This is a genomic window from Butyrivibrio sp. XPD2006, from assembly GCF_000420865.1.
In the GTDB taxonomy this organism is placed as follows: Bacteria; Bacillota; Clostridia; order Lachnospirales; family Lachnospiraceae; genus Butyrivibrio.
Map to the genome: position 1 here is coordinate 93,309 of NZ_ATVT01000001.1, position 25,299 is coordinate 118,607.

The 25,299-nt window shown below is 43.1% G+C and carries 21 protein-coding genes and 1 tRNA gene; 19 read left to right on the forward strand and 3 right to left on the reverse strand.

Translation table 11 applies throughout. The features are described 5' to 3' along the window. Nucleotides 1–18: 18 nt before the first annotated feature. From G590_RS0100510 to G590_RS0100580, 15 genes are all read left to right on the forward strand, one after another. Nucleotides 19–330 carry a hypothetical protein gene (locus G590_RS0100510; protein ID WP_022763708.1) on the forward strand — a complete coding sequence of 104 codons (312 nt, stop codon included), beginning with the start codon at nucleotides 19–21 and terminating at the stop codon, nucleotides 328–330. A gap of 414 nt (nucleotides 331–744) precedes the next feature. Then, the gene (locus G590_RS0100515) at nucleotides 745–1,326 is read left to right on the forward strand and encodes a glycerol-3-phosphate responsive antiterminator (RefSeq protein WP_026493815.1); all 582 of its coding nucleotides are present in this window, start codon (nucleotides 745–747) and stop codon (nucleotides 1,324–1,326) included. Nucleotides 1,327–1,390: 64 nt separating this feature from the next. After that, the gene (gene glpK, locus G590_RS0100520; protein ID WP_022763710.1) at nucleotides 1,391–2,893 is read left to right on the forward strand and encodes a glycerol kinase GlpK; all 1,503 of its coding nucleotides are present in this window, start codon (nucleotides 1,391–1,393) and stop codon (nucleotides 2,891–2,893) included. 51 nt (nucleotides 2,894–2,944) lie between these two features. Beyond that, on the forward strand, nucleotides 2,945–3,646 hold the full coding sequence (locus G590_RS0100525) for an MIP/aquaporin family protein (RefSeq protein ID WP_022763711.1): 702 nt from the start codon (nucleotides 2,945–2,947) through the stop codon (nucleotides 3,644–3,646). Nucleotides 3,647–3,766: 120 nt separating this feature from the next. Beyond that, nucleotides 3,767–5,218: an NAD(P)/FAD-dependent oxidoreductase gene (locus G590_RS0100530; protein ID WP_022763712.1), complete on the forward strand. Its 1,452-nt coding sequence runs from the start codon at nucleotides 3,767–3,769 to the stop codon at nucleotides 5,216–5,218. After that, nucleotides 5,215–6,483 (forward strand): NAD(P)/FAD-dependent oxidoreductase, encoded by a 1,269-nt coding sequence (locus tag G590_RS0100535; protein WP_022763713.1) that lies wholly within the window; start codon nucleotides 5,215–5,217, stop codon nucleotides 6,481–6,483. The genes G590_RS0100530 and G590_RS0100535 overlap by 4 nt, the downstream gene beginning before the upstream one ends. A gap of 5 nt (nucleotides 6,484–6,488) precedes the next feature. Further along, on the forward strand, nucleotides 6,489–6,854 hold the full coding sequence (locus G590_RS0100540) for a DUF1667 domain-containing protein (RefSeq protein ID WP_022763714.1): 366 nt from the start codon (nucleotides 6,489–6,491) through the stop codon (nucleotides 6,852–6,854). A 108-nt stretch (nucleotides 6,855–6,962) separates the two neighbouring features. Continuing rightward, nucleotides 6,963–7,346: a GntR family transcriptional regulator gene (locus tag G590_RS0100545; protein ID WP_022763715.1), complete on the forward strand. Its 384-nt coding sequence runs from the start codon at nucleotides 6,963–6,965 to the stop codon at nucleotides 7,344–7,346. Then, the gene (locus tag G590_RS0100550; protein ID WP_022763716.1) at nucleotides 7,339–8,244 is read left to right on the forward strand and encodes an ABC transporter ATP-binding protein; all 906 of its coding nucleotides are present in this window, start codon (nucleotides 7,339–7,341) and stop codon (nucleotides 8,242–8,244) included. Before G590_RS0100545 ends, G590_RS0100550 begins: the two co-directional genes overlap by 8 nt. Next, on the forward strand, nucleotides 8,216–10,375 hold the full coding sequence (locus G590_RS0100555; protein ID WP_022763717.1) for a DUF6449 domain-containing protein: 2,160 nt from the start codon (nucleotides 8,216–8,218) through the stop codon (nucleotides 10,373–10,375). Before G590_RS0100550 ends, G590_RS0100555 begins: the two co-directional genes overlap by 29 nt. Further along, on the forward strand, nucleotides 10,353–11,252 hold the full coding sequence (locus G590_RS0100560; RefSeq protein ID WP_022763718.1) for a carbohydrate ABC transporter permease: 900 nt from the start codon (nucleotides 10,353–10,355) through the stop codon (nucleotides 11,250–11,252). Before G590_RS0100555 ends, G590_RS0100560 begins: the two co-directional genes overlap by 23 nt. Then, the gene (locus G590_RS0100565; RefSeq protein WP_022763719.1) at nucleotides 11,252–12,178 is read left to right on the forward strand and encodes a carbohydrate ABC transporter permease; all 927 of its coding nucleotides are present in this window, start codon (nucleotides 11,252–11,254) and stop codon (nucleotides 12,176–12,178) included. Before G590_RS0100560 ends, G590_RS0100565 begins: the two co-directional genes overlap by 1 nt. A gap of 25 nt (nucleotides 12,179–12,203) precedes the next feature. Then, nucleotides 12,204–13,760, forward strand: a complete 1,557-nt coding sequence (locus G590_RS0100570) for an efflux RND transporter periplasmic adaptor subunit (RefSeq protein ID WP_022763720.1) — start codon at nucleotides 12,204–12,206, stop codon at nucleotides 13,758–13,760. Beyond that, nucleotides 13,760–15,013 (forward strand): ABC transporter permease, encoded by a 1,254-nt coding sequence (locus G590_RS0100575; protein WP_022763721.1) that lies wholly within the window; start codon nucleotides 13,760–13,762, stop codon nucleotides 15,011–15,013. The genes G590_RS0100570 and G590_RS0100575 overlap by 1 nt, the downstream gene beginning before the upstream one ends. After that, a complete protein-coding gene (locus G590_RS0100580; protein WP_022763722.1) occupies nucleotides 15,010–17,475 on the forward strand; it encodes an ABC transporter substrate-binding protein in 2,466 nt (821 codons plus the stop codon). Before G590_RS0100575 ends, G590_RS0100580 begins: the two co-directional genes overlap by 4 nt. A gap of 43 nt (nucleotides 17,476–17,518) precedes the next feature. On the opposite strand, the gene G590_RS0100585 is transcribed toward G590_RS0100580, so the two are convergent. Beyond that, nucleotides 17,519–17,589 (reverse strand) — tRNA-Gly (locus G590_RS0100585). Nucleotides 17,590–17,661: 72 nt separating this feature from the next. Between G590_RS0100585 and mscL the strand changes: the two genes are divergently transcribed. Then, nucleotides 17,662–18,144, forward strand: coding sequence for a large conductance mechanosensitive channel protein MscL (gene mscL, locus G590_RS0100590; protein ID WP_022763723.1), 483 nt, complete (start codon nucleotides 17,662–17,664; stop codon nucleotides 18,142–18,144). Between the two features lie 25 nt (nucleotides 18,145–18,169). After that, the gene (locus tag G590_RS0100595) at nucleotides 18,170–19,141 is read left to right on the forward strand and encodes a bile acid:sodium symporter family protein (protein ID WP_022763724.1); all 972 of its coding nucleotides are present in this window, start codon (nucleotides 18,170–18,172) and stop codon (nucleotides 19,139–19,141) included. A gap of 147 nt (nucleotides 19,142–19,288) precedes the next feature. On the opposite strand, the gene G590_RS0100600 is transcribed toward G590_RS0100595, so the two are convergent. Beyond that, nucleotides 19,289–20,311 (reverse strand): LacI family DNA-binding transcriptional regulator, encoded by a 1,023-nt coding sequence (locus G590_RS0100600; protein WP_022763725.1) that lies wholly within the window; start codon nucleotides 20,309–20,311, stop codon nucleotides 19,289–19,291. A 3-nt stretch (nucleotides 20,312–20,314) separates the two neighbouring features. After that, a complete protein-coding gene (gene uxaC / locus G590_RS0100605) occupies nucleotides 20,315–21,733 on the reverse strand; it encodes a glucuronate isomerase (RefSeq protein WP_022763726.1) in 1,419 nt (472 codons plus the stop codon). A gap of 184 nt (nucleotides 21,734–21,917) precedes the next feature. Between uxaC and G590_RS0100610 the strand changes: the two genes are divergently transcribed. Then, a complete protein-coding gene (locus G590_RS0100610) occupies nucleotides 21,918–23,420 on the forward strand; it encodes a UxaA family hydrolase (protein ID WP_022763727.1) in 1,503 nt (500 codons plus the stop codon). A 206-nt stretch (nucleotides 23,421–23,626) separates the two neighbouring features. Continuing rightward, the gene (locus G590_RS0100615; RefSeq protein ID WP_022763728.1) at nucleotides 23,627–25,291 is read left to right on the forward strand and encodes a hypothetical protein; all 1,665 of its coding nucleotides are present in this window, start codon (nucleotides 23,627–23,629) and stop codon (nucleotides 25,289–25,291) included. Nucleotides 25,292–25,299 lie beyond the last annotated feature (8 nt).

Here is a 25,299-nt window from a genome sequence, read left to right on the forward strand (position 1 = left end):
GACTATCAGGAGGCGACTATGGCACAGGAAAGAGAAGATCTGATCCACTCACTGGCGAAATCAATGGGAATGGGAGATGCCCAGAAAGCAAAGTATACTTCAAACAAATTCAATACAGATACCGGGACGATTTTTGCCAACGGTCATGTCATAAGTCGTGGGACAATAGAACAGGCCAAGTCATATTTCACATCGCAGTACAAAAAAATCGCAGAGAAAGATGACGAGGGTGCAAGAGAAATGGCAATGCTTTATGAAGTGGCCATGGAAGCAATAAATATGATGGTAGAGAGCGTTGATGCATCAGCGCAGGATAAACCTCAGGTTTAAACACCTGAGGTTTTTTATTTTGTATGGAGGATAACAAATGACACAAATGTCAATTAATGCCTTTTATGCGCATTATGCCTATCGGAAACTTTAACACTTTAAAGTGGTTTGTGCAATATTTATACTTTTAGTATCAGATTATGACAAAAAGTGTACAATATATTTGTTAAATAGTACAAAAAATAAAAAAAGTATAAACGATGCTATTGCATTTTGCACAAATAAGATATATGATGAATTTGTCGTAAAGAACTGACCGAAAATGATTTGGTATTGTTTGGAGCGGTGACATGATGAATTTGACATCCTGGTGTACTTTAAAATTTATAGAGAGCCTTGAGAAAAGAGTAAGGGTTAAATGAGGGGGAACCTCATTTTACTTTGTTTGCTCTTTTTTTATTTATTATAATAGAAATGAAAAACCGAGAATTTATTAACAAAATAGAGACCAACCCTATCATCGCAGCAGTAAAAGATGATGAAGGGCTTGAGATAGCACTTACAGAAGACGTAGAGATCATATTTGTACTGTATGGAGACATATGCAGCATACCTGCCATAGTCGACAAGATCAAGAAGGCCGACAAGGTGGCAATGGTACATGTGGATCTGATAACGGGACTTAATAACTCCAAGGATGTTTGCCTTGATTTTATTAAGAACAATACACAGGCGGATGGGATCATAACCACGAAGAGCAATCTCATCGCTCATGCCAAAGAGCTTGAGCTCAATACGGTGCTGAGATATTTCATACTTGATTCTCTTGCACTGCAGAACATTGAAAAACAGGCAAGAAGCCCCGGAATAAAACCCGACATAATCGAGTTTTTACCGGGTATAGTTCTTCCGAAAATGATCAAGAGGATCAACAAGGTCAGCAGAGTTCCGATAATAGCCGGGGGGTTAATAGCGGACAAGGAAGATGTGATGAATGCGCTGGATGCCGGGGCACTTGCAATTTCCACCACCAACAGGGATGTGTGGGAACTTTAGAGAAGTTAAAGCGAAGGGGCTTTAATAATATTATTTCTTTCACAAGAAAAAGGAGGGTTAAGTAATGGCAAAGTACGTTATGGCGCTGGATGCAGGTACAACTAGTAACAGATGTATCCTGTTCAACGAGAAGGGTGAGATGTGCTCTGTTGCTCAGAAGGAATTCACACAGTATTATCCTCAGCCCGGTTGGGTAGAGCATGATGCTAATGAAATCTGGCAGACACAGCTCTCAGTTGCTCGTGAAGCTATGGCAAAGGTTGGGGCAACCTACACAGACATCGCAGCAATCGGTATCACTAACCAGCGTGAAACAACAATTGTTTGGGAGAGAGCTACAGGTAAGCCTGTATATCATGCTATCGTATGGCAGTGCCGTAGAACAGCAGATATGAAGCAGGAACTTATGGATAAGTATCCCGGAATCGACAACGCTGCTTACAACAAGACAGGTCTTGTATTCGATCCTTATTTCTCAGGAACCAAGCTTCGCTGGATCCTCAACAACGTAGAGGGCGTTCGCGAAAAGGCTGAGAAGGGTGAGCTTTGCTTCGGTACTGTTGATTCATGGCTTATCTTCAAACTTACAAAGGGTAAAGTACACGCTACTGATTACTCAAATGCATCAAGAACAATGATGTTCAACATCAACACTGTTGACTGGGATAAAGAACTTTGCGACCAGCTCGAAGTTCCTATGAGCATGCTTCCAAAGGCACTTCCTTCCAGCTGCACAGAGTATGGTGAGTCAGATCCTGAATTCTTCGGCGGACCTATCAAGATTGCAGGCGTAGCAGGTGATCAGCAGGCAGCTCTGTTCGGACAGACCTGCTTCGAGTCAGGAATGGCTAAGAACACATACGGAACAGGATGCTTCATGCTTATGAATATCGGCACAAAGCCTCAGTTCCCTAACAACGGACTTCTTACAACTATCGCTTGGGGTCTTGACGGCAAGGTTGAGTATGCTCTCGAGGGTTCAATCTTCGTAGCAGGCGCAGCTATCCAGTGGCTCCGTGATGAGGTTAAACTCGTTGATACATCACCTGATTCTGAGTACTTCGCAACTCAGGTTCCTGATACAAACGGATGTTACGTAGTTCCTGCATTTACAGGACTCGGTGCTCCTTATTGGGATCCTTATGCACGTGGAGCTATCACAGGACTTACACGTGGTGTTAACAAGAAACACATTATTCGTGCAACTCTTGAGTCACTTGCTCTTCAGACCAACGACGTTCTCGGAGCAATGGAAGAGGGTTCAGGAATCAAGCTTGCAGCTCTTAAGGTTGACGGCGGTGCCTGCAAGAATAACTTCCTTATGCAGTTCCAGTCAGATATCATCAACGCTCCCGTACATCGTCCTGTATGCGTTGAGACAACAGCTATGGGTGCTTCTTATCTGGCAGGTCTTGCAGTTGGCTTCTGGTCAAGCAAGGAAGATGTTATCAAGAACTGGGCTATCGACAGAGAGTTTGAGCCTTCTATGACAGAAGAGGCTCGTGCTGAGAAGCTTAAAGGCTGGAAGCAGGCTGTTAAAGCAACTCTTGGATGGGCTAAGGGCTGATACTAATTTAGGTGAGGAAAAAATTCACATACACAAAAAGGGGGTAATATTATGAGTGCTTATATTGCAGAATTTGTTGGAACATTGATCCTTGTACTTCTTGGTGACGGCGTTTGCTGTAACGTTAGTCTGGAGAAGTCCGGATTCAAGGGCGGCGGAGCTGTTTACATCCTTATCGGATGGGGCATGGCAGTTATGGTTCCCGCTTTCACATTCGGATCATTATCAGGATCACACTTCAATCCGGCAGTTACAATCGGCGCAGCTATAAGAGGCGGATTCGATTGGGCTCTTGTTCCCGGATACATCATCGCTCAGATGCTCGGTGGTTTCTGTGGCGCAGCTATCCTTATGGTTCTTTTCAAGGATCATATTAAGGCTACAGCTAATGATGACGTAGTTCGCGGATGCTTCTGCACAGCTCCTTCAATTCCTAATGCAGTATTGAACTTCCTTTCAGAGTTCGTTGCTACATTCATTCTTGTATTCACACTTGCATCTATTCCTGCTGATGCCGGTGCTGTTACATGGCCTCTCGTTTACGGCGTAATCGTTGCATGTGGTGCATCATTCGGTGGACTTACAGGATACGCTATGAACGCAGCAAGAGATTCAGCTCCTCGTTTTGCTTATCAGCTCCTTGCTCCTAACTTCGGCAAGAAGAACGCAAACTGGGCTTATGGTTGGATTCCGCTTGTAGCACCTATCTGCGGCGGTATCGTAGCTTCTCTTCTTCACATGGCAATCTTTTAATGTGAATTAAGTGCTAACTAAATAGTGATAGGAGGCGAGAGGGGGATAAGCTGCGGAGAACGCAGGTTACTTTCTCTCGCCTTTTTATAGCAGAACAACTTGTTTAAGAAGGAGATTATTATGTTATACGATGTGATCGTAATCGGAGCCGGTGTTACCGGATCTGCAGTCGCAAGAGAGCTGTCCCGTTATGAGACAAACGTTTGCGTACTGGAGAAATGTGAAGATGTTTGTGAAGGAACATCTAAAGCCAATTCGGCCATCGTTCATGCCGGATTTGATGCAGCTGAAGGCTCACTTATGGCTAAGCTCAACGTCAGAGGCAATGAGATGATGGGTGATCTTGCCAAAGACCTGGATATTCCGTTTAAGAGAAACGGAGCTATGGTCGTTTGCATTCACAAGGAAGCTATTGACGGCCTTAAAGACCTCTATAACAGAGGTATTGCCAACGGAGTTAAGGAACTGAAAATCCTTAACAGAGAGGAGGCTCTTGAGATGGAGCCTAACCTTTCAGAAAACGTTGAGGGAGCACTCTGGGCTCCTACAAGCGGAATCATCTGTCCATTCGAGCTTAATATTGCAATGGCAGAGAACGCTAATATGAACGGCGTTGATTTCCGTTTTAACACAGAAGTTGAAGATATTAAAAAAGGCGAAGACGGCAACTGGCACCTGAGAACAAACAACGGTGAGTATGTAGCAAGATACGTTGTAAATGCTGCAGGTGTCTATGCTGATGTAATACATAATATGGTAAGTGCTGACAAGATCCATATTACACCTCGTAGAGGAGACTACTGCCTCCTTGATAAGACTGTAGGCGGACATGTTAAGCACACAATCTTCCCTCAGCCCACAAATCTTGGAAAGGGTGTTCTTGTATCACCTACAATCCACGGTAATCTTATCGTTGGACCGACAGCTGTGGATATTGAGAATAAGGAAGGAAACAACACAACGGCTGCAGGAATTGATGATCTTATTGCTAAGGCAGGCGATCATGTAAGAAACCTTCCTATAAGAAACGTTATAACATCATTTGCAGGACTTCGTGCTCATGAATCACATCATGAGTTCATCATCAAAGAAGTTGACGATGCACCACACTTTATCGATTGTGCAGGCATCGAGTCACCAGGACTTACCAGCAGCCCTGCTATCGGCGAGATGGTTGGTAACATGATGAAGGATATGATGGGACTTAAAGAGAAGGCTAACTGGATCAGCACACGTAAGGGCGTGAAGAAAACTGAAGGCCTTTCAGTAGAAGAGAGAAATGCTCTCATTAAAGAAAATCCTGCATACGGAACAATTATCTGCAGATGTGAATCTATCACAGAGGGCGAGATCCTCGATGCAATCCACAGACCTCTTGGCGCAAGAAGCCTTGATGGCGTAAAGCGCAGAACAAGAGCCGGTATGGGAAGATGCCAGGCTGGATTCTGCTCACCGAGAACCATGGAAATCCTTCATCGCGAACTTGGAATTCCTTATGAGAAGATTACAAAGAGCGGCGGAAGATCGAACATTGTTCTTGAGAGAACTAAAGGGGAGGTAAGCGGGTCATGAAGACATATGATATCGTAATAGTAGGCGGCGGCCCTGCCGGCCTCGCAGCAGCTGTGGCAGCCAAGGAAGCCGGCAATGACAGCATCCTTATTCTTGAGAGAGACCATGAGCTTGGAGGAATCTTAAACCAGTGTATCCACAATGGATTCGGACTTCATACATTTAAAGAAGAGCTTACAGGTCCCGAATATGCATATCGTTTTATTAAGCAGGTTCTTGATCTTGGTATAGAGTACAAGCTCAATACCATGGTTATGGATATTGCACCTGATAAGACAGTAACAGCTATGAACAGGGAAGATGGCATGTTCCAGATTCCCGCCAAGGCTGTAATCCTCGCAATGGGCTGCAGAGAAAGACCTCGTGGAGCCCTGAACATTCCCGGATATCGTCCTGCAGGTATTTTCTCGGCAGGCACTGCACAGAGACTGGTAAATATTGAAGGTTATATGCCCGGTCGTGAGGTAGTAATCCTCGGATCAGGTGATATCGGACTTATCATGGCCCGCAGAATGACCTTTGAGGGAGCCAAGGTAAAGGTAGTGGCAGAGCTTATGCCATACTCCGGCGGACTTAAGAGAAACATAGTTCAGTGTCTTGATGATTACGGAATTCCTCTTAAGCTTTCACACACCGTTGTTGATATCGAGGGAAAAGACCATGTTACAGCCGTTACAATCGCTGAGGTTGGCCCGGACAGAAAGCCTATCCCCGGAACAGAAGAGAGATATACATGTGATACACTTCTTCTTTCCTGTGGACTTATTCCTGAAAATGAGCTTTCAAGATCAGCAGGTGTTTCTATGAACCCTGTTACATCTGGTCCTGTTGTAAATGAGTCTCTCGAGACCAACATTCCCGGTGTATTTGCCTGTGGTAACGTTCTTCATGTACATGATCTTGTTGATTATGTATCGGAAGAGGCTAAGAGAGCCGGACAGAATGCTGTTAAGTACATAGCTGACGGCTGCAAGGAAGTTACAGGCGATAATGTTATCGAGCTTTGTGCTACTGACGGGGCAAGATATACAGTACCCAGCACAATCAATAAAGAGAGAATGGATGACCTCCTCACTGTAAGATTCAGAGTAGGTGATGTTTATAAGAATTCCTTCGTAAGTGTATACTTTGATGACGAGAGAGTTATGCACAATGAGAAGAGGATCCTTGCACCGGGTGAGATGGAGCAGATCATTCTTCAGAAAAAGAAACTCGATGAGCATCCAAATCTTAAGAAGATAACTGTAAAGATAGAAAAGGAGTAAGGCTTATGGAAACCAGAGAATTAACATGTATCGGATGTCCTATGGGGTGCCTTGTTACAGTTACTTTGGATAATGGAGAAGTTAAAGAGGTAACAGGTAACACATGCGCCAAGGGCGATATTTATGCCAGAAAAGAAGTGGTCAATCCCACAAGAATTGTTACCAGCACAGTGAAGATTGTTGGTGGTGACAAGGAGAGAGTTTCTGTTAAGACTGCCAATGATATTCCAAAGAGCAAGATCTTTGAAGTAATGAAAGACATTGATGCTGCAGAGGCAAAAGCACCTGCTCATATAGGAGATGTCCTTATTAAAGATGTTGCCGGAACAGGCGTTGACGTAGTTGCTACAAGAAATGTAGAAGCAATTTAAAAAATCTATTGCAATATAAGCGCGATAGTCATAGAATACAAAGTGTACTAGTTCGGATAGTACACTTTGTATTTTTTTTCGTCGGGGATCATCTTTCGGAGGGAAACAATGAAACTAATCGACTTCCAGGATAGCAGACCTATCTACGAACAAATTGTTGAAAACTTCAAAATGCAGATATACAAGGGGATACTCCGGGAGGGTGATCAGATGCCGTCAGTAAGGAGCCTTGCGGTTGAGCTCTCCACCAATCCCAACACGGTCCAGAAAGCCTATGCTGAGTTGGAACGCCAGGGATTCATCTATACGGTGAAGGGCAGGGGAAATTTTGTAAAAGGCAGGGACCTGCTGGTGGAAGGCAAGAAATCAGAACTGGTAAAAGAGATTGTCAGGCTCTTTACAGAAGCTCATGAAATAGGGCTTTCACTGGAAGAGCTTGTTGAGGAGATAAAAAAGCATTTAGATAAGCTTGGGGAGGGAAAGCATGATTGAATTACTGAATCTTGAAAAATCATTCGACGACATAAAAGCTGTCAATCGTGTTTCGCTGAATATTCTGGACGGTGAGGTGTTTGGACTGGTTGGAACAAACGGAGCCGGAAAGAGCACGATACTGAGGATCATTTCAGGTGTTATCAAGCCGGATGCGGGAATTGTCCTGGTAGATAAGAGACCTGTTTATGACAACCCCGAGGTTAAGCGGGATATCTTTTACATATCAGACGATCAGTATTTTCTTCCGAATTCTACACCTGAGGAAATGGCTACATTTTATGAAAATATATATCCGGGTTTTGACAAACTTAGATTTCACAAGCTTTGCAGCGGATTTGGACTTGACGTAAAAAGAAGGATAAACACTTTTTCAAAGGGAATGAAGAAGCAGGTGTCCATACTCCTTGGAATCTGCGCCGGAACCAAATACCTTCTGTGTGATGAGACTTTTGACGGCCTTGATCCTGTTGTGAGACAGGGGGTAAAGAGTCTTTTTGCAGGAGAGATGGCAGACAGAGGAATGACTCCGATCATTGCATCCCACAACTTAAGGGAACTTGAAGATATCTGTGATCACATAGGTCTTCTTCATCAGGGAGGAGTGATCCTGTCAGAAGATATAGAGGATATGAAGATCAAGATGCAGAAGGTACAGTGTGTATTTGCTTCTGAAGAAGATGAGAAGAAAGCGCTGGAGGGTCTTAATGTGTTGCTTCATGAGACCAGGGGAAGACTTCACACCATTACGATCCGCGGTGAGAGAGAAGAGATAGAGGCAGCCTTTGGCAGAGGCAATCCGATATTCTTCGAAGTTCTGGCACTTTCATTGGAAGAGATCTTTATAAGTGAAACGGAGGTAGTTGGGTATGACATCCGCAAATTTGTCCTTGGGTGAAAGATTAAAAAATCATAGGACCTATATAAACAGAACACTTTGGTCAAGTTACATTGCACTGCCGTTTTTGGCTGCATATTTTATCCTGGGCGTGATCATGATGATTTCAAGAACCATCAATTATGCTGCAAGATATAACCAGAGCGATGCTGTGCTATATCAGGAAAAGCTTAGGGCAGTGTCAAGAGTACTCGGTGTTGAACAGCTTGGCTTTGTGTTTGTAATAGGAATTGCAGTAATGTTTGCACTTCAGGGATTCTCATATGTCTTTAGCACAAGTAAGCTGGACTTTTATCTTAGTCAGCCTACAACCAGGTCACAGAGAATTGCAGGGAACTATTTCGATGCCATTACTACATTTCTGATCATGTATGTGGGATGTGAGGTGATTGCGCTGATCATCGCAGCCTGCATGGGTGCTGTTGGCAAGTACCTGTATCTGTCAGTACTTATAGAGACTATAAGAGCGTTTAACCTGTTTTTTGCTTTTTACAACATAACAGTACTTGCTGTTATGCTGAGCGGAACACTTCCAATAGCTATTCTTCTTACAGGATGTTTTGCATTTATTTCAATACTATTTGCAGGAGAATTGTACTTCTTTAAGAACATATTCTATGCAACCTTCAGTTCGTCGCAGCCTTTCAGGGTTTGGTTTTCTCCTATGTATGACAGATTCGGAATCTATGTATCGCTTGCTGAAGAACTGAGAGCTTCGTACGCCCTTATTGCTCCCGAGTATATCAGTAATGTTATGCCGAAAATACTTCCTCGTGAGATAGATATTCTGATAACAGGACTTATCGCATTTGTTTTCGTCATGATCTTTGCAAGAATGAGACAGTCAGAGTGGGCAGGAAAGGGCATAGTAATAAGACCTTTCAGATGGCTGGTCAAGATAGTTGTCTGTGTGGCAACAGGTCTTGGAGTCGGATATATTGTTTATCTTGTATATGAGAGTGTATGGACAACACGTTTATTTACTCAGATGTGCCTTATTATGGTGCTTGCTACAATCGTTGCAGGTTGTATTGCAGAAGTTCTTCTTGAGCGCAATATCAAAAAAGTGTTTAAGGGCAAGGCACAGACAATTATGGCTTTGGCAATTGTGCTTCTTATATTTACCATTTTTAAGGGAGATCTTCTTGGATTTGACAGCTATGTTCCCGCTGCGGATAAGATTGAGAGCTGTGCTATCGAGAATAACGGAAGGCAGTTCAATCTGTATGACAGAGTAATGTATAACGGCAGCATCAGTGATGACGGACTGATGACTATAACTAATACAGAAGATTTTGTGAAGCTGGCTAAGGCCGGTATGGAGACCCGAAAGATCCAGCAAAAGAACTATGAAGAGGATATCTATGAAAACCTCGGATATGATATTCAGATTCTCTATAGATTAAAAAGTGGAAGAAAGGTATACAGATACATTACTGTTCCTTTTAAGACAGTAGATGCAGAACTGGCTCGGATCATTGACAGTGAGGAATTTAAGAGAGGATATTTTGATATCTTTAATGATGACGCTGTAAGAAAACTTGATAATCCTGCTCTTCACAATCTCTCATATGAATCCGGCGGAAGATCAGTGGCTACCAAGAACTTCGTATATGAGGAGTTTAGTGAAGCATACAGAAAAGATATCTTGGAGAATTACAGCTTTGAGTATATGAGTACTCATATGCCGGTCGGTTCTGTGATCTATGAAGGTAACAACGACAGTTATGTTTACGGAAACCTTGATGTTTTTGATAATTATGCCAATACAATTGCATATTTGAAAAAGATTGGAATATACAAAAATAATAATCTGGATGCATCTGATGTCAGGGAAGTAAAGGTTGATAATTACTATCCGGGTTATGATCTGGAGACAATGCCGTATAGTGATGTGGACATAAACGTAGAGACAAGTCATGCATCTTATACAGATCCTGAGCAGATAAAAGAGCTCCTTTCTGTCATTGTTGAAAGCGGTTATTACAACCCATGGTATGACTACAGTCTGATAAATGATCAGTATTCTGTTCAGGTATACAGGAACGGAGAGTTCGACGAGTATTCAAGCACATATTACTCAATTCTGAAGGGGAAGGTTCCGCAGTTTGTTAAAGAAGATACCAACTAAATTTAAAAACCTTTCCGCGAACCGGAAGAGGAGCATTATATCATGGCTGTTCCTGTTGCCTTCACTTCTTGGAGTACTGCTGTTTTTTGCCGCACCATTTGTGGTGGTTATCTTTTATTCGCTTATTGATAACCCCATCCGAATGAATTTTGTGGGCTTGAAGAACTTTGTCAATGTGTGGAACAATGCAGCTTTTAAGCAGGCAGGGATAAATACACTCAAGTTCTCAATGGTGGCAGTACCTCTGGCAGTGGTGTTATCTCTTTTCCTGGCAGCGGTTATGGAATCCAGGATACCGGGAAAGAGCTACTTCAGGACATTTTTCTTAAGTCCTCTGATGGTGCCTATTGCCTCGGTAGTTCTTATCTGGCAGGTGCTGTTTAACTACAATGGACTAGTCAATGATTTCCTTGCGGGGTTTGGAATTGCCAAGACTGATTTCCTTAAGTCTGACAAGGCAATGGTTGTAATAATAGCTCTTTTCCTTTGGAAGAATCTTGGTTATAACATGATACTGTTTATGGCGGCTCTTGCCAGTATACCCAAGGATCTTCTGGAGGTTGCGGCATTGGAGCACGCCAATAAATACCAGATTTTCTGGCATATAAAGGTAAGATACATGTCATCCACAATTCTGTTTGTGGCGATCATGTCCCTGATCAATTCTTTCAAGGTTTTCAGGGAAGTGTATCTTATGACCGGAGATCATCCTTACGAAACGCTATACATGTTGCAGCATTTTATGAATAATACTTTTGCTTCACTTGATTATCAAAAGCTCTCCGCTGCAGCAATCATAATGTTTATTGTGGTATCGGCGCTGGTATTCGTGATGTTAAAGGTTGAAAACAGGTTTGGAAGGGATGTAGAAGGCTAATGGACAGGAACATGCGTCCACTACTAAGAAAATATAAACATAAAAAAAGAATAGATGATTTTAAGACGGTCATAGTAACTACGGCTGCAATAGTTTTTGCTATCATCTTTTTGATGCCAATCATACTCACTATCACAAACTCCTTCATGTCGGCATCGGAGATAGCGGCAAACTATGGAAGTATATTTGCGACAACGGAAAAGGGCGGTAAGGTATTTGTTTCTAACAAAGTAAACCTAAAACTTATCCCCGACATGATAACTTTTGCACAGTACATTGCCGTTCTTTTCAAGAGTCCACAGTATCTTTTAAAGTTTTGGAACTCAGTATTCTACACGATTCCAATCGTAGTAGTACAGCTCACTATTGCAGCGCTTTCTGCTTACGGCTTTTCAAGATACGACAGTAAGGCCAAGAAGATTATCTTTTTTTCATATATCATAATCATGCTGATGCCTTACCAGGTTACACTGGTACCGAATTTCCTGGTTTCCAAAGCACTGGGACTGTACGGTACCAAATGGGCTATCCTGCTTCCGGGGTTCTTCAGTCCGTTTGCAGTGTATCTTCTGACGAAGTTTATGAGGAGGATACCGACTGAAGTCATGGAGGCTGCAAGGGTAGACGGGGCAAATGAATGGATGATCTTTTCGAGGATCAATCTACCGCTTTGCAAGGGTGGACTTGCATCCATTGCCATTTTGTTATTTTTTGATTATTGGAACATGGTGGAACAGCCGCTGATTCTTTTACCTGACTCGGATATGCATCCGCTGTCGGTATTTCTGTCCAGGATCAATACAGGGGAGATCAGCCTGGCATTCGCAGTGGCGGTAATATATCTCATTCCACCTCTTCTGATATTTTTATACGGGGAAGATTATCTGGTAGAGGGAATCTCTTACCAGGGAGGAATCAAAGGTTAAATAAGTTTTACGGGAGAATTTTGTTATGTCTGAAGAATTAGTTCTAAGAGAGAATCTGGGCGGGTCCGGAGATGATAAGAAGGACAGTGGCAGAAACAGGAAGGATATGGTCAAGAATGTGGCCATAGCTTTTTTGTCCATCATGCTGATCCTTACTTTTTTCTCCAACACCATCATGAATTATTCGCTGCCTCAGGTAGCAACTCAGCAGATAACGAGCGGTACCATCTCTCCTCAGATCAGAGGAACAGGAACCGTATCTGCAGAGGATCCATACAATATCACGGTAAAAGAGACAAGGAAAATATCCGGTGTTGCTGTCAAGGAAGGCGCACACGTTGAGATAGGAGATGTTATCTACTATCTTGAGGACAAGGAATCACAGGAGCTTATAGATGCAAAAGATAAACTGGATGACCTTGAACTTTCTTATGAACAGTCGCTGTTTTCCGGAGATATTCCGAATGATGTCATATCCAATGTGAGAAGCGGTAGAAAGACAACCTACGACATGTTTCAGTTAGAGCTTGCCGCTGCCACAGACAGATACAACAATGCACTCAATGCAGATAATGCAGCTCAGGCAGATATAGATTATATGACTCAGAAGGATAACTATGACGCAGCCGGCAATTCCTACAATGCAGCAACTCCTTCATACACCATTGCAGAGCTCAACTATGAACTGACAAAAGCTGAAAATGATGGAAACGAAGAGAGAATACAACAGCTTCAGACACAGATCGCAGAGCTTACCAAGGACAGCTCACAGCTTGAAAACTACGGAACACAGCAGACTTTAAGTTATGATCAGAAGCTTGCTGAGCTTATGCAGATCAAAGCAAAAACCGAAGCTGAGCTCAAGGCTGCTGAACTTGAAAAGACCAAGCTCTTAAAGAGCATCAATACAGAAATAAGTCTCTGCCAGATGAGAGATAAGATCAGTGAGCAGAGAGATCATATTGCAAAGCTTGAAGAGGAGACGGTTGGAGCATCTGTTAAATCTCCCGTTGCCGGAACAGTATCCAGCTTATCCAAGGTGGCAGGCGAGTCAACTTCAGCTGATGAAACCATTGCAGTTATCCAGGTTGACGGAAAAGACATGACGACAAGCTTTTCAGTAACCAATGCCCAGGCCCAGAAGCTCAAGGTGGGTGATGGCGCCAAGCCACAGAATATCTGGCAGTTTGGGGATGATTTTAAGGCAACACTCACAGCCATCAGAAATGATAAGACCGATCCGGGCAACAAGAAGCTTTTGACTTTTAAGATTGAGAGCAAAGACGTGGCTCCCGGACAGAACATTTCTCTTGCAATCGGTGAGAGAGCTGTGGAGTATGATCTTGTAGTGCCAAACAGTGCAATTAAGACCGATAGCAATGGCAAATTCATTCTTGTAGTAACCAGTAAATCAAGCCCATTGGGCAACAGATACATGGCATCAAGAGTAGATGTCACAGTTAAAGCACAGGATGACAACAATACGGCCATTGCCGCTGCAGTTGACGGCGATGAGTATGTCATCACAACAGCTACAACACTTATTAAAGCCGGAGATCAGGTGAGGCTTGCAAACGAGTAATGAGTCTTAGAGGTATTACTGAAACAACCGTAAATTTTATAAAGAAAAGAGCGCTCACCATAATCCTGTGTGTGGCTTCGATTGCAGTTTATTTCTTTATGGGGCTCATTTCATCTCATATATTGAACAACCTTCCGGAACAGCACCTTGCAGAGCGCTGGTCCGATGATATGAATATGGCTCAGATAAGTATCTATATTACTGAAGATCAGCTGGTAAAAGAAGATGATCTCAAGAAGTTCACTTATCTACTGGAGAGTAAACTCGTTGAATCCGGAGTTGTGGCTGATGACGATGATCAGGAGCAGGATCAGAGCACAGACTCTCAGATAATCGACACTATAAGCATCGATGACATGATCAAAGAAGAGATGGAGGAGTATACCGTTCCTCAGAAGACGCCTATTCAGGAGCTCTATAGCTTTGCATACTGTGCTCAGGGCCAGGTCAGCTTAAGTTATGAGAACAAGACAGCTGAGAAAGTAAAAGCATTTGGAGTAGGCGGCGATTTCTTTTTGTTCCATCCCATGAATTTCGTGGCCGGATCTTTCTTTTCCGGAGATGACCTGATGAAGGACGGTATTGTGATTGATGAGGAACTGGCATGGCAGCTCTTTGGATCAACTGACATTATCGGACAGTGCATCTATATTGAGGGCATTCCACACTATATAGAGGGTGTTGTAAAAAGAGATACAGGCAGGATCAGAAAAGCCGCACAACAGGATACAAGCTATGTTTACATGTCCTATGATTCGCTGGCCAGATACGGAACTATCCTGAGTGGGATCACAGAATCGGTAGAAGTATCAGAGGATGGGACCGTGGCTCAAAGCGGAGGCATCACCTGCATCGAAGTTGTGTGTCCTAATCCCGTTAAAGGACTGGCCGCCAAGATATGTAAAGACAGTATCGGAATAAATGATGAGTTTATCACAGTGATTGACAATACCGAGAGGTTTTCGGCATTCTCGCTGTTTTCGGTTTTAAAAAACTTCTTTACAAGAAGTATGTGGAGCAAGGCGATATATTATCCCTACTGGGAGAACACAGCCAGAGGCTATGAGGATGTTCTTGCGCTTATTCTTCTTGTAAGAATGATCTGTCTGACAGTGCTTACGGTTACTCTTGTGATCTTTGTGGTGAATTCCTACAGGCACAAGAAGTGGACAGTAAGAGGAATAGTAAAATATCTTTCCGACAAGAAGTACGATCTGGAAGTTGAATATAAGAGAAAGAAGGAGAAGTTATGAAAAGGAAATCTATTATAACCAGGGGAATTTCCCTGATCGCATCCACAGCTCTTTTGCTGGGAACGCTAAGCGGATGCTCTCTCGGAGATAAAGGAGGATCAAGCCTTGTTGATGAGGCGGCAAAGGGATCCAAGGACTATGTGTTTAAGAGCGAGAAGCTTGATATTACTGATGCTTCAGACTACAGCAATATTTCTATCGTTGGAGACAGAATTTATGCTGCAACATATTCGGATGGGGAAAACATCACCATCTGCTCTTTTAACTCCGATGGAAGCGATATTAAGACTGTAAAAATCCCTGAGGCTGATTCAGAAAGCCACGGAGATATGACCTATGACAAGGATGGTAATATGTACTGCATCCTCTACAAATATTATTATACAGATGACCAGGGGAATATTGTTGACTTCGAGGAGCATCTGGATGAAGAGGGTATGGGAGACGGAGCAGACACTGAGGATGGCGCAGTATCCGGAGACGGAGAAGGATCGGGAGAAGAGATCATTGTGACTGAAGAGGAAACACCGGCTGATAGTGATGTTATCGTTGATAAGATGGTTGTCGGCGGTGATGAGATGGAAGAAGACTACAACTATCATGAGGAACAGTATCTTCTTAAGTTCGATGCATCCGGAAATGAGCTCCTTAATATAATGCTCTCCGACGGACAGGACGAGGATAATTATTTCTCTTTGTACGGAATGGTCTATGATGATACCCACGGACTCATCCTTAGCTCCAACAGGGGTATTCAGAAGTTTAACGATGCCGATCAGTCTTTTACCACAATAGCAGAAACCGGCGACTCAAGCGATGAATACGATGGATCATCCATTACTCTGTACAGTGGATTTGACGGACAGATATTTGCTTCCCTCTGGGGAGATCACGGAATTGAACTCAGAAGCTTTGACCCCGAAACAGGCAAGCTCTCCGACCCATCAGAACAGTTTAAGACCTACGATGACTACTCATTCTTTGGCGGAAACGGTTATGACCTGTATGTTTCAAAGACAGATGGATTCTACGGATATGATAAAGGAAAAGATACTTTGACTAAAATTCTTGATTTCGTAGATTCCGATATCAGCATTAGTTATGCGGTAAGCAGTGTTGTCGCAGTAAGCGATCAGGAATTTATTGCAAATCTTCCCGATGAATCCTATAACTACAGCCTGTGCAGGCTGACCAAGGTCCCTGCCGACCAGGTTAAAGACAAGACGATCATAACTCTTGCCGGAAGCAACATTGACTACAATGTAAGAGATATGATTTACAAGTATAATCAGACTTCAGATGATTACAAGATAAAGATTGTTGATTACTCCAAGCTTGATTCAGAGGATGACTGGCAGGCCGGAGCCACACAGTTTAATCTGGATATCGTATCAGGCAATGTTCCTGATATCATGTATTTTGTAAATGATGAGCCCATAGACAGTTATATAAATAAAGGGCTGTTCCTTGATCTTAGCAGCTACCTTGCAACTGACCCTGAGCTCAAGGATGTGGAGTTTGTAGAGAACGCTTTTGAAGCATTTAAGACAGGTGACAAGCTGTACCAGGTTGTTCCTTCGTTCTATGTTAACACTCTGGCTGCGAAGACTTCCAATATGGCAGGGCTGGATGTTCTTACACTCAAGGACTGCAAGGAAATGATACAGCAAAAGGGCGTTTCATACTCTGATTCTTTTGGTATGATTGCCAAGGATACAATCATGTATTACGGTCTTGCTTCTTCAGGAAATAAGTTTGTTGATTGGGAAAATAAGAGCTGCAACTTTAACAGTGACGGCTTTATTGAGCTTTTGGAGTTTGCAAAAGAGTTCCCGGATGAAATAACAGAAGACATGTGGATGGACTACGATGAAGCATGCTACAGAACAGGTAATGCACTATATTCAATTGTTTACCTCAACGGCTTCAGACCTTATAAAAGATATGTTGACGGAACCTTTGGAAGCGATATCTCTCTTATAGGCTTCCCGAATGAGATGGGAGTCAACTGCTCAATCCTTACGCCAAATGCAAGATTTGCTGTCAGTGCACAGACTAAGTATCCCGAGGAATGCTGGAAGTTGATCAGACAGCTTTATCTTGATGAATATCAGGACAGTATAGAGTATGATTTCCCCATCAGGAAGGACAAGTTTGACGCACTTGCCAAGAAATCTATGGAAAAGGAATCCTGGGTTGATGATGACGGAGTAAAGCATTACGAAGAAGAGTATTACTGGATTGGTGATACACAGATAGAGGTTAAGCCTCTTTCTCAGCAAGATGTTGACACGGTAAAAGATTTTGTTGAGTCCCTCACCCTTACATATTCACCAAACGAAGAGGTGAATAACATTGTAAACGAAGAAGCGGCTGCTTACTTCAAGGGACAGAAGACTGCACAGGAAGTAGCGGAGATAATACAGAGCAGAGTTTCAATATTTGTAAATGAGAATAGCTAAGAGATATAAAAATCCCGGCAAATTGTTTGCCGGGATTTTTTTAAGCAAGCGACGGGAATCGAACCCGCCTCTTCAGCTTGGGAAGCTGACATACTACCGATGTACTACGCCTGCACACTATTTAATTTTAGGCATATTGTGCTATAATTTCAAGAGTATGAAAAAATTTTGTGGAGGTAAAAGGATATGACAGAAAAGATCAAAAACGTGGCCGGCAAAGGCAAGGGCTTTGCGGCTGAATTCCGTGAGTTCATCATGCGTGGAAATGTGATGGATATGGCAGTCGGTGTTATCATCGGCGGAGCTTTCCAGAAGATCATTTCTTCACTCGTTGATGACATCATCATGCCCCTTATCAGCATCATCACAGGTGGAATTGACTTCAATAACATGTTTGTTTGTCTTGACGGTAATTCTTACGCCACTCTCGAGGCAGCCAAGGAAGCCGGTGCAGTTACTCTCAACTACGGAACTTTCATCACTGTAGTTATCAACTTCATTCTTATGGCTCTTGTAATCTTTTGTCTTGTAAAATCCATGAACAAAGTAGCAGAGAAATTTGCCAAGGAAGAAGCAGAAGCACCAGCTACAACCAAGATCTGCCCTCGCTGTAAGAGCGAGATCAACATTGAGGCAACAAGATGTCCTCATTGTACTTCAGAACTGTAAAAACGGATCAGGAGGAAAACTGAATATGAAAAGAGTAAGTGATTTTGTTGGGAAGTACATGGCAATCATTGTTTTGGTAGTTGCAGCTCTGGCACTGTTTGTGCCAAAGTCATGTCTGTGGATTCAGACATCATGGATCAACTACCTGCTCATGGTAGTAATGTTCGGAATGGGTCTTACCCTGAAATTCAGTGATTTTGCCATAGTGTTTAAACGTCCGAAAGACATTATTATCGGATGCATCGCCCAGTTTACCATTATGCCTCTTCTGGCATTTGCACTGGGGAAGATTTTCGGACTTGAGACAGGTCTTTTAGCCGGAGTTATCCTGGTTGGTACCTGCCCCGGAGGAACAGCAAGTAACGTTATGACTTATCTTAGTAAAGGTGACGTGGCACTTTCTGTCGGCATGACCAGTGTAAACACACTGCTTGCACCTTTCCTGACACCTGCGATTACATACCTCCTTTTAAAGACAAGCGTAACTGTAGATGTTATGAGCATGTTCCTTTCAATAATCAAAGTTGTTATCGTTCCGATAGCCCTTGGCTTTATCATTAACAGATTCTGGGGCAAATATACCGAGAGGGTATCGGATGTGCTTCCTCTCATTTCTGTAGTGGCAATAACACTTATTGTAGCTGCAGTTGTTTCACATAATGCTGCAAGAATCCTTGAAACAGGAGCAATCGTATTTGCAGTAGTTATCCTTCACAACATCCTCGGATATGTTGTTGGATTTGCACTTGGACTTATCCTTAAGCTTCCAATGGCCAAAAAGAAAGCTCTTTCTATTGAGATCGGAATGCAGAATTCCGGCCTTGCTACATCTCTTGCAGGTTCAGCATTCCCTGATCTTGCAATGGCAACAGTACCCGGAGCTATATTCTCAGTTTGGCACAATATATCAGGTGCGCTTCTGGCCAACATATTCAGAAGATTTGAAGACAAAAGTCAGTCAGCAGAGCCTTCATTAGAGCAGGAGAAGGGAGCCTGACTAAATTAACCTCAGATTTTGGGATCTGACCATGTTTATTGGTCAGGTCCTTTTATTAAGGCTAAAAGCAAAAGAAATAATACATAAAACAACCGGGATAAAGTAAGGTTCTTTATCCCGGTTGTTTTATGTATATATGATTTTGTTTCAGATTCTTGTGGAACCTCTCTTTATCAGTTCGCCAGAGAAGATCGTCTTCTGTGGCATTTCATTCTGGGTGAGGGTTCCAATAAGTGTCTTAACAAGCTGTATGCACATATCCTCAAGTCTGTTATCGATTGAAGAAAGCTCCGGCTCTGAGCAGTGGGAGAGGATAGAATTGTTATATCCTATTACCTGCAGTTCTGACGGAACCTTGATGTGATTGGCTCTTGCGAAGTTCATTGAACCTACAGCCAAAAAGTCATCACTTGTGACTACGGCATCAAACTTAAGTCCCTTTTTGTAAAGATTCTCAACAAAACTCTTAACGCCGTCGATATCTTCATGACTTCCCTTGAAACACTGCATGAGCTGCTTCTTGAGCGGAATATCATGAGTTAAAAGTGCATTCTGAAATCCTGCCAGTTTCTTGAGACCTGAATAGGAGTTGCTGTTGTAGAGATACAGTATGTTCTCCGCACCGCCTGTAATCAGCTGCTCTGTGGCGTCCTGAGTTGCCTTGTAATCATCGCAGAGGGTGCAGTAAACGTTGTTGCAGTCGAAGTCTGCGTTAAGAAGCATGATCGGCACAGAAGCTGCAGCATCTCTTACATACTGGTTGTCCTCAGGGCTGTTCATGATGAAGTTTGATCCTATCATGACAATTGCATCTACGTGCTGAGAGAGCAGGAGATTAGCAGATTCTTTTTTGTTCTCCACCTCGTAACCGGTACAGCACAAAACTGAGTGATAGCCGTTTTCACGGAGCTTCTGCTCAATGTAGTAGATGGCCTTGGCAAGATACAGGTCTGATGAGTCCGCACAGAGGATACCGATGGTCTTCATTGAATTAAGACCAAGGCCTCTGGCGAATGCATTAGGCTTGTAGCCGTATTGTTCAATTATATCCATGACTTTCTTGCGGGTACGGGGTTTAACGTTAGTGCTTCCGTTAAGTACGCGGGAGACGGTAGCGATTGAAACTCCGGCCTTTTTGGAAATGTCATAAATTGTCATCTGGTTGCCCATAAATTATCTCACTTCCAATGGGAATTTAAAGTATCTTACAGCATTGTTGTAAGAGATATCCTTAACGATCTCACCGAGGATATCGAGATCCTCTGATGGGTACTCGCCGTTCTCAACGAGAGATCCAAGATAATTGCAGAGGATTCTTCTGAAGTACTCATGTCTAGTGTAAGAAGTAAAGCTTCTTGAGTCTGTCAGCATTCCTACAAATCCTGAGAGGTTGCTGGATTCTGCAACACATCTGAGCTGTTCTTCCATACCGAACTTACTGTCGTTGAACCACCATGCGCTTCCCTGCTGGATCTTGGCAACTGCGGGACCTTCGTTGAAGCAATTAAGCATGGTGTTGATGATCTTGTTATCGTTAGGGTTAAGTGAGTAAAGAATTGTCTTTGGAAGGGAATTCTTAACATGAAGAGCATTAAGGAAATCTGCAAGCTCACCCATAGGATAGTAAGCATCAATTGAATCATATCCTGTGTCGGGACCGAGCTTCTCAAACATAGGAGTGTTGTTGTCACGCTTGCATCCGAAATGAAGCTGCATTACCCAATCTCTCTTTGCAATCTCTTCTCCTTCAAAGAGCATGAAAGCTGTCTGGAATTTCAGGTCTTCCTCCTTGGAAAGCTCAGCTCCTGAAAGTCTCTTTGCAAAAATGGCCTCTACCTCTTCATCGGTAGCAGGGTAGTACATTACATATTCAAGTGCGTGATCTGTAACAGTGCAGCCCTTTGAAGCAAAGTAATCAAGTCTTACCTTGAGAGCTTCCTTGAGAGACTTGAAAGAGTCAATCTTAACTCCGCTCACCTGTGAAAGTGTCTCAAGATATGATGTAAACTCTGGCTTGGTAATATTCTTAGCCTTGTCGGGTCTCCATGCAGGAAGGACCTTAACATCAAAAGTTGTATCTTCCTTGATCTTGTCATGCCACTCAAGAGTGTCAACAGGATCGTCTGTTGTGCAGATAAGTGTTACACCGGAAGCCTTGATAAGAGATCTTACGCTGGTTGCGGGATCCTGAAGGACCTTGTTGCAAAGATCATAAACTTCCTCAGCTGTCTTGGAATTAAGAACTCCCTGATATCCGAAATACTTGCGAAGCTCAAGGTGTGCCCAGTGATGAAGCGGGTGACCTACGGATTTCTCAAGGCATTTTGCAAACATAAGGAATTTATCCTTATCTGAAGCATCTCCTGTGATATATTTTTCATCAACGCCGAAAGAGCGCATCATGCGCCATTTGTAATGATCTCCTCCGAGCCATACCTGAGTGATTGTATCGAAATGGCGATCCTCGGCTATCTCCTTGGGACTGATGTGGCAATGATAGTCAAGGATAGGCATATTCTCTGAATAATCATGGTAAAGCTTCTTGGCAGATTCAGACTGCAGAAGGAAATCCTTGTCCATAAATTGTTTCATTTTGTATACCCTCCAACTCTTTCCTTTATGAAAGCATTTTCATAATTTTTTCAAAATGTATTATACAGGACTACTATGGCAAATACAATAGAAAAATTTGTTGACGTGTGACTTGCGAAAAGATATGATTTTATTGTAAACGCTTACAATTTTGTTTTCAATGATTAAGAAGGGTAGGTTACAAATGGGTAAATTTTTGCAGATTCATCCCGAGGACAATGTGGTTGTATGCCTTGAAGAACTGAAGAAGGGTGAGGATATTACTCTGGGGAACGGCACGGTTGTAGAGGCTTTGGAAGACATTCCTGCAGGTCACAAGATGGCAATTAAAGATATTTCTGAGGGAAAAGACATTGTTAAGTACGGCTATGCAATCGGCCATGCAACGGAACAGATCAGTGTAGGAAGATGGGTTCATACTCATGACATCAAGACTAACCTTGAGGGAATCCTTGATTATAAGTATCAGCCCGATCCTGAATATGTTCCAGAGAAAAAGGCTAAGATGGCCAGCAGAAAGGGCTCGTTTAAGGGCTTTGTAAGGGGCGATGGCAGAGTGGGAATCAGAAATGAAATATGGATAATCCCCACAGTAGGCTGTGTCAACAACATTGCAACCGCACTGGCCAAGCAGGCTAATTCTTATGTAAAGGGAAGCATTGATGAAGTTGTTGCTTTCACACATAACTATGGATGCTCACAGACAGGAGATGACCAGGAACATACAAGAACAATCCTCTCTGACCTTATAAAACATCCGAATGCAGGTGGGGTTCTTGTTCTCGGACTTGGCTGCGAGAACAGCAACATCGATGTTCTTATGCCTTATATAGGAGAGTATGACAAGGACAGAGTTAAGTTCCTTGTCTGCCAGAAGTCTGATGACGAGATGGAGGACGGACTTAATCTGTTAAAAGAGCTTATAGATACCGCATCTTCAGATGAGAGAACAGATGCAGATCTGTCAAAGCTTATCATCGGTCTTAAGTGCGGCGGAAGTGACGGATTTTCAGGTATCACAGCAAATCCTCTGGTCGGAAGGATCTCCGATCGCATCATAGAATACGGCGGAACAAGCATCCTCACAGAGGTACCTGAGATGTTTGGTGCAGAGACCATATTGATGAACAGATGCAAGGATGAAAAGACCTTTGAAGATACCGTTAATATGATAAACGGCTTTAAGGAATACTTTACAAAGCAGGGTGAACCTATATATGAGAATCCTTCTCCGGGAAACAAGGCAGGAGGAATCACAACCCTTGAAGATAAGTCACTTGGATGCACACAGAAATCCGGAGATTATCCGGTAATGAATGTCATGGAGTACGGTGACAGGACTGATGTTACAGGACTCAACCTCCTGTGCGCACCGGGGAATGATCTCTGTGCAGCAACAGCACTGGCAAGTGCGGGAGCTCAGATAGTGCTCTTTACAACAGGAAGAGGAACTCCTTTTGCATGTCCTGTTCCTACTATGAAAATAGCCAGCAACAATACAATTGCCAATAAGAAGAGCAACTGGATCGATTTCAGTGCAGGCAGGATATTGGATGGAGAGACCTTTGAAGAGCTGACGGATGAGCTTTTTGACAAAATTGTAAGGACAGCATCCGGTGAAAAGTTAAAAAGTGAACTGGCCGGCTTCCATGATATGGCAATTTGGAAAAGAGGAGTGACACTTTAAATAAATTTTTTGTAAATTTTAACATGTAAGCACTTTCCAAAACTGGCTTATAAATGCCACTTTCGACAAAAAATTAAGGAGATTGTTACAAATCATACAAAATTTGTACTTGCAATGCTTTCAGATACATGATAAAGTACAAACATAAGCAAATGAAAGTGCTTACATTTAATTTTCAAAAATTCTAATTGGGAGGAACAAATTAAATGAAAAAGAAAGTCTTATCATTAATTCTTTCAACAGCAATGGTAGCTTCTCTTGCAGCATGCGGATCAGAGTCTGCACCTGCAGCAACAGACGGCGGCCAGAGCACTGACACAGCAGCTCAGACAACTGATGCTACAGCTACAGAGTCAGCTGACACAGCAGAGGCTGGCAGCTATGAGCTCACAGACCTCTACATCACAGTAGACGGAACACTTACAGCTAACGTTGATAACGGACAGGATGCTTTCATTGAGCAGTGGGAAGCAGCTGTTTCAGAGAAGATTGGTCACGATATCAAGCTTCACATCAACCAGCCTGAGCACTCAGGTTACAAGGACAATGTAGCTCAGCTCCTTACAACAGGACAGCCCGGTGACGGACAGTATCCTGATGCTCTTATCATGAGCGCAACAATGTTCAAGCAGTATCAGAACACAGGTATCCTTTGGAACATGGCTGATGCTTATGCAAACGCAGAGTTCCAGTCAAGGATCACACTTCCTTCAATCAACGAGAACATGAAGACTGCAAACGGCGAGCTTTACGCTTTCGCTCCTACATACGGTAACGGATGTGTTACTTACATCAAGCAGTCATGGCTCGATGCTGCAGGACTTAAGGTTGATGACATCAAGACATTCGATGACTACTACAACATGCTCAAGGCTTTCACAAAGGATGGCCAGACAGGTGTTATCGCAGCAGGCTTCGGTAAGCTTGACGAGGCTCCTTACATCAACTACATGCCTGAGTTCTGGCAGGGTGCTTACCCGGCTATTTACCAGAAGGACGGACAGTGGGTTGACGGATTCCAGGAGCAGGCTACAATCGATGCTCTTACAAGACTTGCTCAGGGCTACGCTGATGGCGTGATCGATAAGGATACTGAGGAAGCTTCAACAAAGACAGCACGTGAGAAATGGTTCTCAAATGACCAGACAACATCAGAAGGTGTATTCACTTACTGGGCTGGTACATGGCTTAGAACTCTTACAGATAACCTTGACAAGAACGACGTTGATGCAGATCTTGGCGATGACAGACTTGTACAGCTTCCTCCTATCAAGGAGATCACAGATACATGGGGCGGTTACATCAACCGTGAGGCTCCTGTATGGGTAATCACAGATGATGGTGACGGCGACAACTCTCGTGAGCAGGCTATCTTCGATGCACTTATCGAGACAATGCTTGATGGTGACAAGGTTCAGACACTTTGGACATATGGTGCTGAGGATGTTCACTGGTCAACACACGCTGAGTCATTCACAACTAACCCTGATGATCCTGACAAGAAGAAGGATTACGAGTATGCAGAGGGTGAGTTCCACCTTAAGCAGTCTCCTAACGACCCTAACTCTGTATGGAAGAAGAATCACCTTGATCCGGTACTTGTTATTGCTCCTCTTACAAACGGTTTCGTAGATAATGACGAGCTTGTACAGGCTGGTAACAAGTTCTTCACAGAGAACTGTGTAGATGCTCCTCAGTCACCTTCATCAGAGATCCTCACAGAGGTTGAGGCTGATCTTGCAACAGATAAGACAACTCTTATGAACGAGGTTGTTGCAGGCAAGAAGAGCGCAGAGGATGCTATCGCTGAGTACCAGGCTAAGTGGGGCGATACAATCACAGAGATCCTTGACGAGCTTAATGCACAGTAATTTCTTTT

What these genes read in the sequence shown, in the direction of transcription:
- G590_RS0100510 (WP_022763708.1), top strand. Translation starts at nt 19, where the DNA reads ATGGCACAGGAAAGAGAAGATCTGATCCACTCACTGGCGAAATCAATG.
- G590_RS0100545 (WP_022763715.1), top strand. Translation starts at nt 6,963, where the DNA reads ATGAAACTAATCGACTTCCAGGATAGCAGACCTATCTACGAACAAATT.
- G590_RS0100555 (WP_022763717.1), top strand. Translation starts at nt 8,216, where the DNA reads ATGACATCCGCAAATTTGTCCTTGGGTGAAAGATTAAAAAATCATAGG.
- G590_RS0100565 (WP_022763719.1), top strand. Translation starts at nt 11,252, where the DNA reads ATGGACAGGAACATGCGTCCACTACTAAGAAAATATAAACATAAAAAA.
- G590_RS0100535 (WP_022763713.1), top strand. Translation starts at nt 5,215, where the DNA reads ATGAAGACATATGATATCGTAATAGTAGGCGGCGGCCCTGCCGGCCTC.
- mscL (WP_022763723.1), top strand. Translation starts at nt 17,662, where the DNA reads ATGACAGAAAAGATCAAAAACGTGGCCGGCAAAGGCAAGGGCTTTGCG.
- G590_RS0100530 (WP_022763712.1), top strand. Translation starts at nt 3,767, where the DNA reads ATGTTATACGATGTGATCGTAATCGGAGCCGGTGTTACCGGATCTGCA.
- G590_RS0100540 (WP_022763714.1), top strand. Translation starts at nt 6,489, where the DNA reads ATGGAAACCAGAGAATTAACATGTATCGGATGTCCTATGGGGTGCCTT.
- uxaC (WP_022763726.1), bottom strand. Translation starts at nt 21,733, where the DNA reads ATGAAACAATTTATGGACAAGGATTTCCTTCTGCAGTCTGAATCTGCC.
- G590_RS0100580 (WP_022763722.1), top strand. Translation starts at nt 15,010, where the DNA reads ATGAAAAGGAAATCTATTATAACCAGGGGAATTTCCCTGATCGCATCC.
- G590_RS0100610 (WP_022763727.1), top strand. Translation starts at nt 21,918, where the DNA reads ATGGGTAAATTTTTGCAGATTCATCCCGAGGACAATGTGGTTGTATGC.
- G590_RS0100615 (WP_022763728.1), top strand. Translation starts at nt 23,627, where the DNA reads ATGAAAAAGAAAGTCTTATCATTAATTCTTTCAACAGCAATGGTAGCT.
- G590_RS0100525 (WP_022763711.1), top strand. Translation starts at nt 2,945, where the DNA reads ATGAGTGCTTATATTGCAGAATTTGTTGGAACATTGATCCTTGTACTT.
- G590_RS0100515 (WP_026493815.1), top strand. Translation starts at nt 745, where the DNA reads ATGAAAAACCGAGAATTTATTAACAAAATAGAGACCAACCCTATCATC.
- glpK (WP_022763710.1), top strand. Translation starts at nt 1,391, where the DNA reads ATGGCAAAGTACGTTATGGCGCTGGATGCAGGTACAACTAGTAACAGA.
- G590_RS0100575 (WP_022763721.1), top strand. Translation starts at nt 13,760, where the DNA reads ATGAGTCTTAGAGGTATTACTGAAACAACCGTAAATTTTATAAAGAAA.
- G590_RS0100570 (WP_022763720.1), top strand. Translation starts at nt 12,204, where the DNA reads ATGTCTGAAGAATTAGTTCTAAGAGAGAATCTGGGCGGGTCCGGAGAT.
- G590_RS0100600 (WP_022763725.1), bottom strand. Translation starts at nt 20,311, where the DNA reads ATGGGCAACCAGATGACAATTTATGACATTTCCAAAAAGGCCGGAGTT.
- G590_RS0100595 (WP_022763724.1), top strand. Translation starts at nt 18,170, where the DNA reads ATGAAAAGAGTAAGTGATTTTGTTGGGAAGTACATGGCAATCATTGTT.
- G590_RS0100550 (WP_022763716.1), top strand. Translation starts at nt 7,339, where the DNA reads ATGATTGAATTACTGAATCTTGAAAAATCATTCGACGACATAAAAGCT.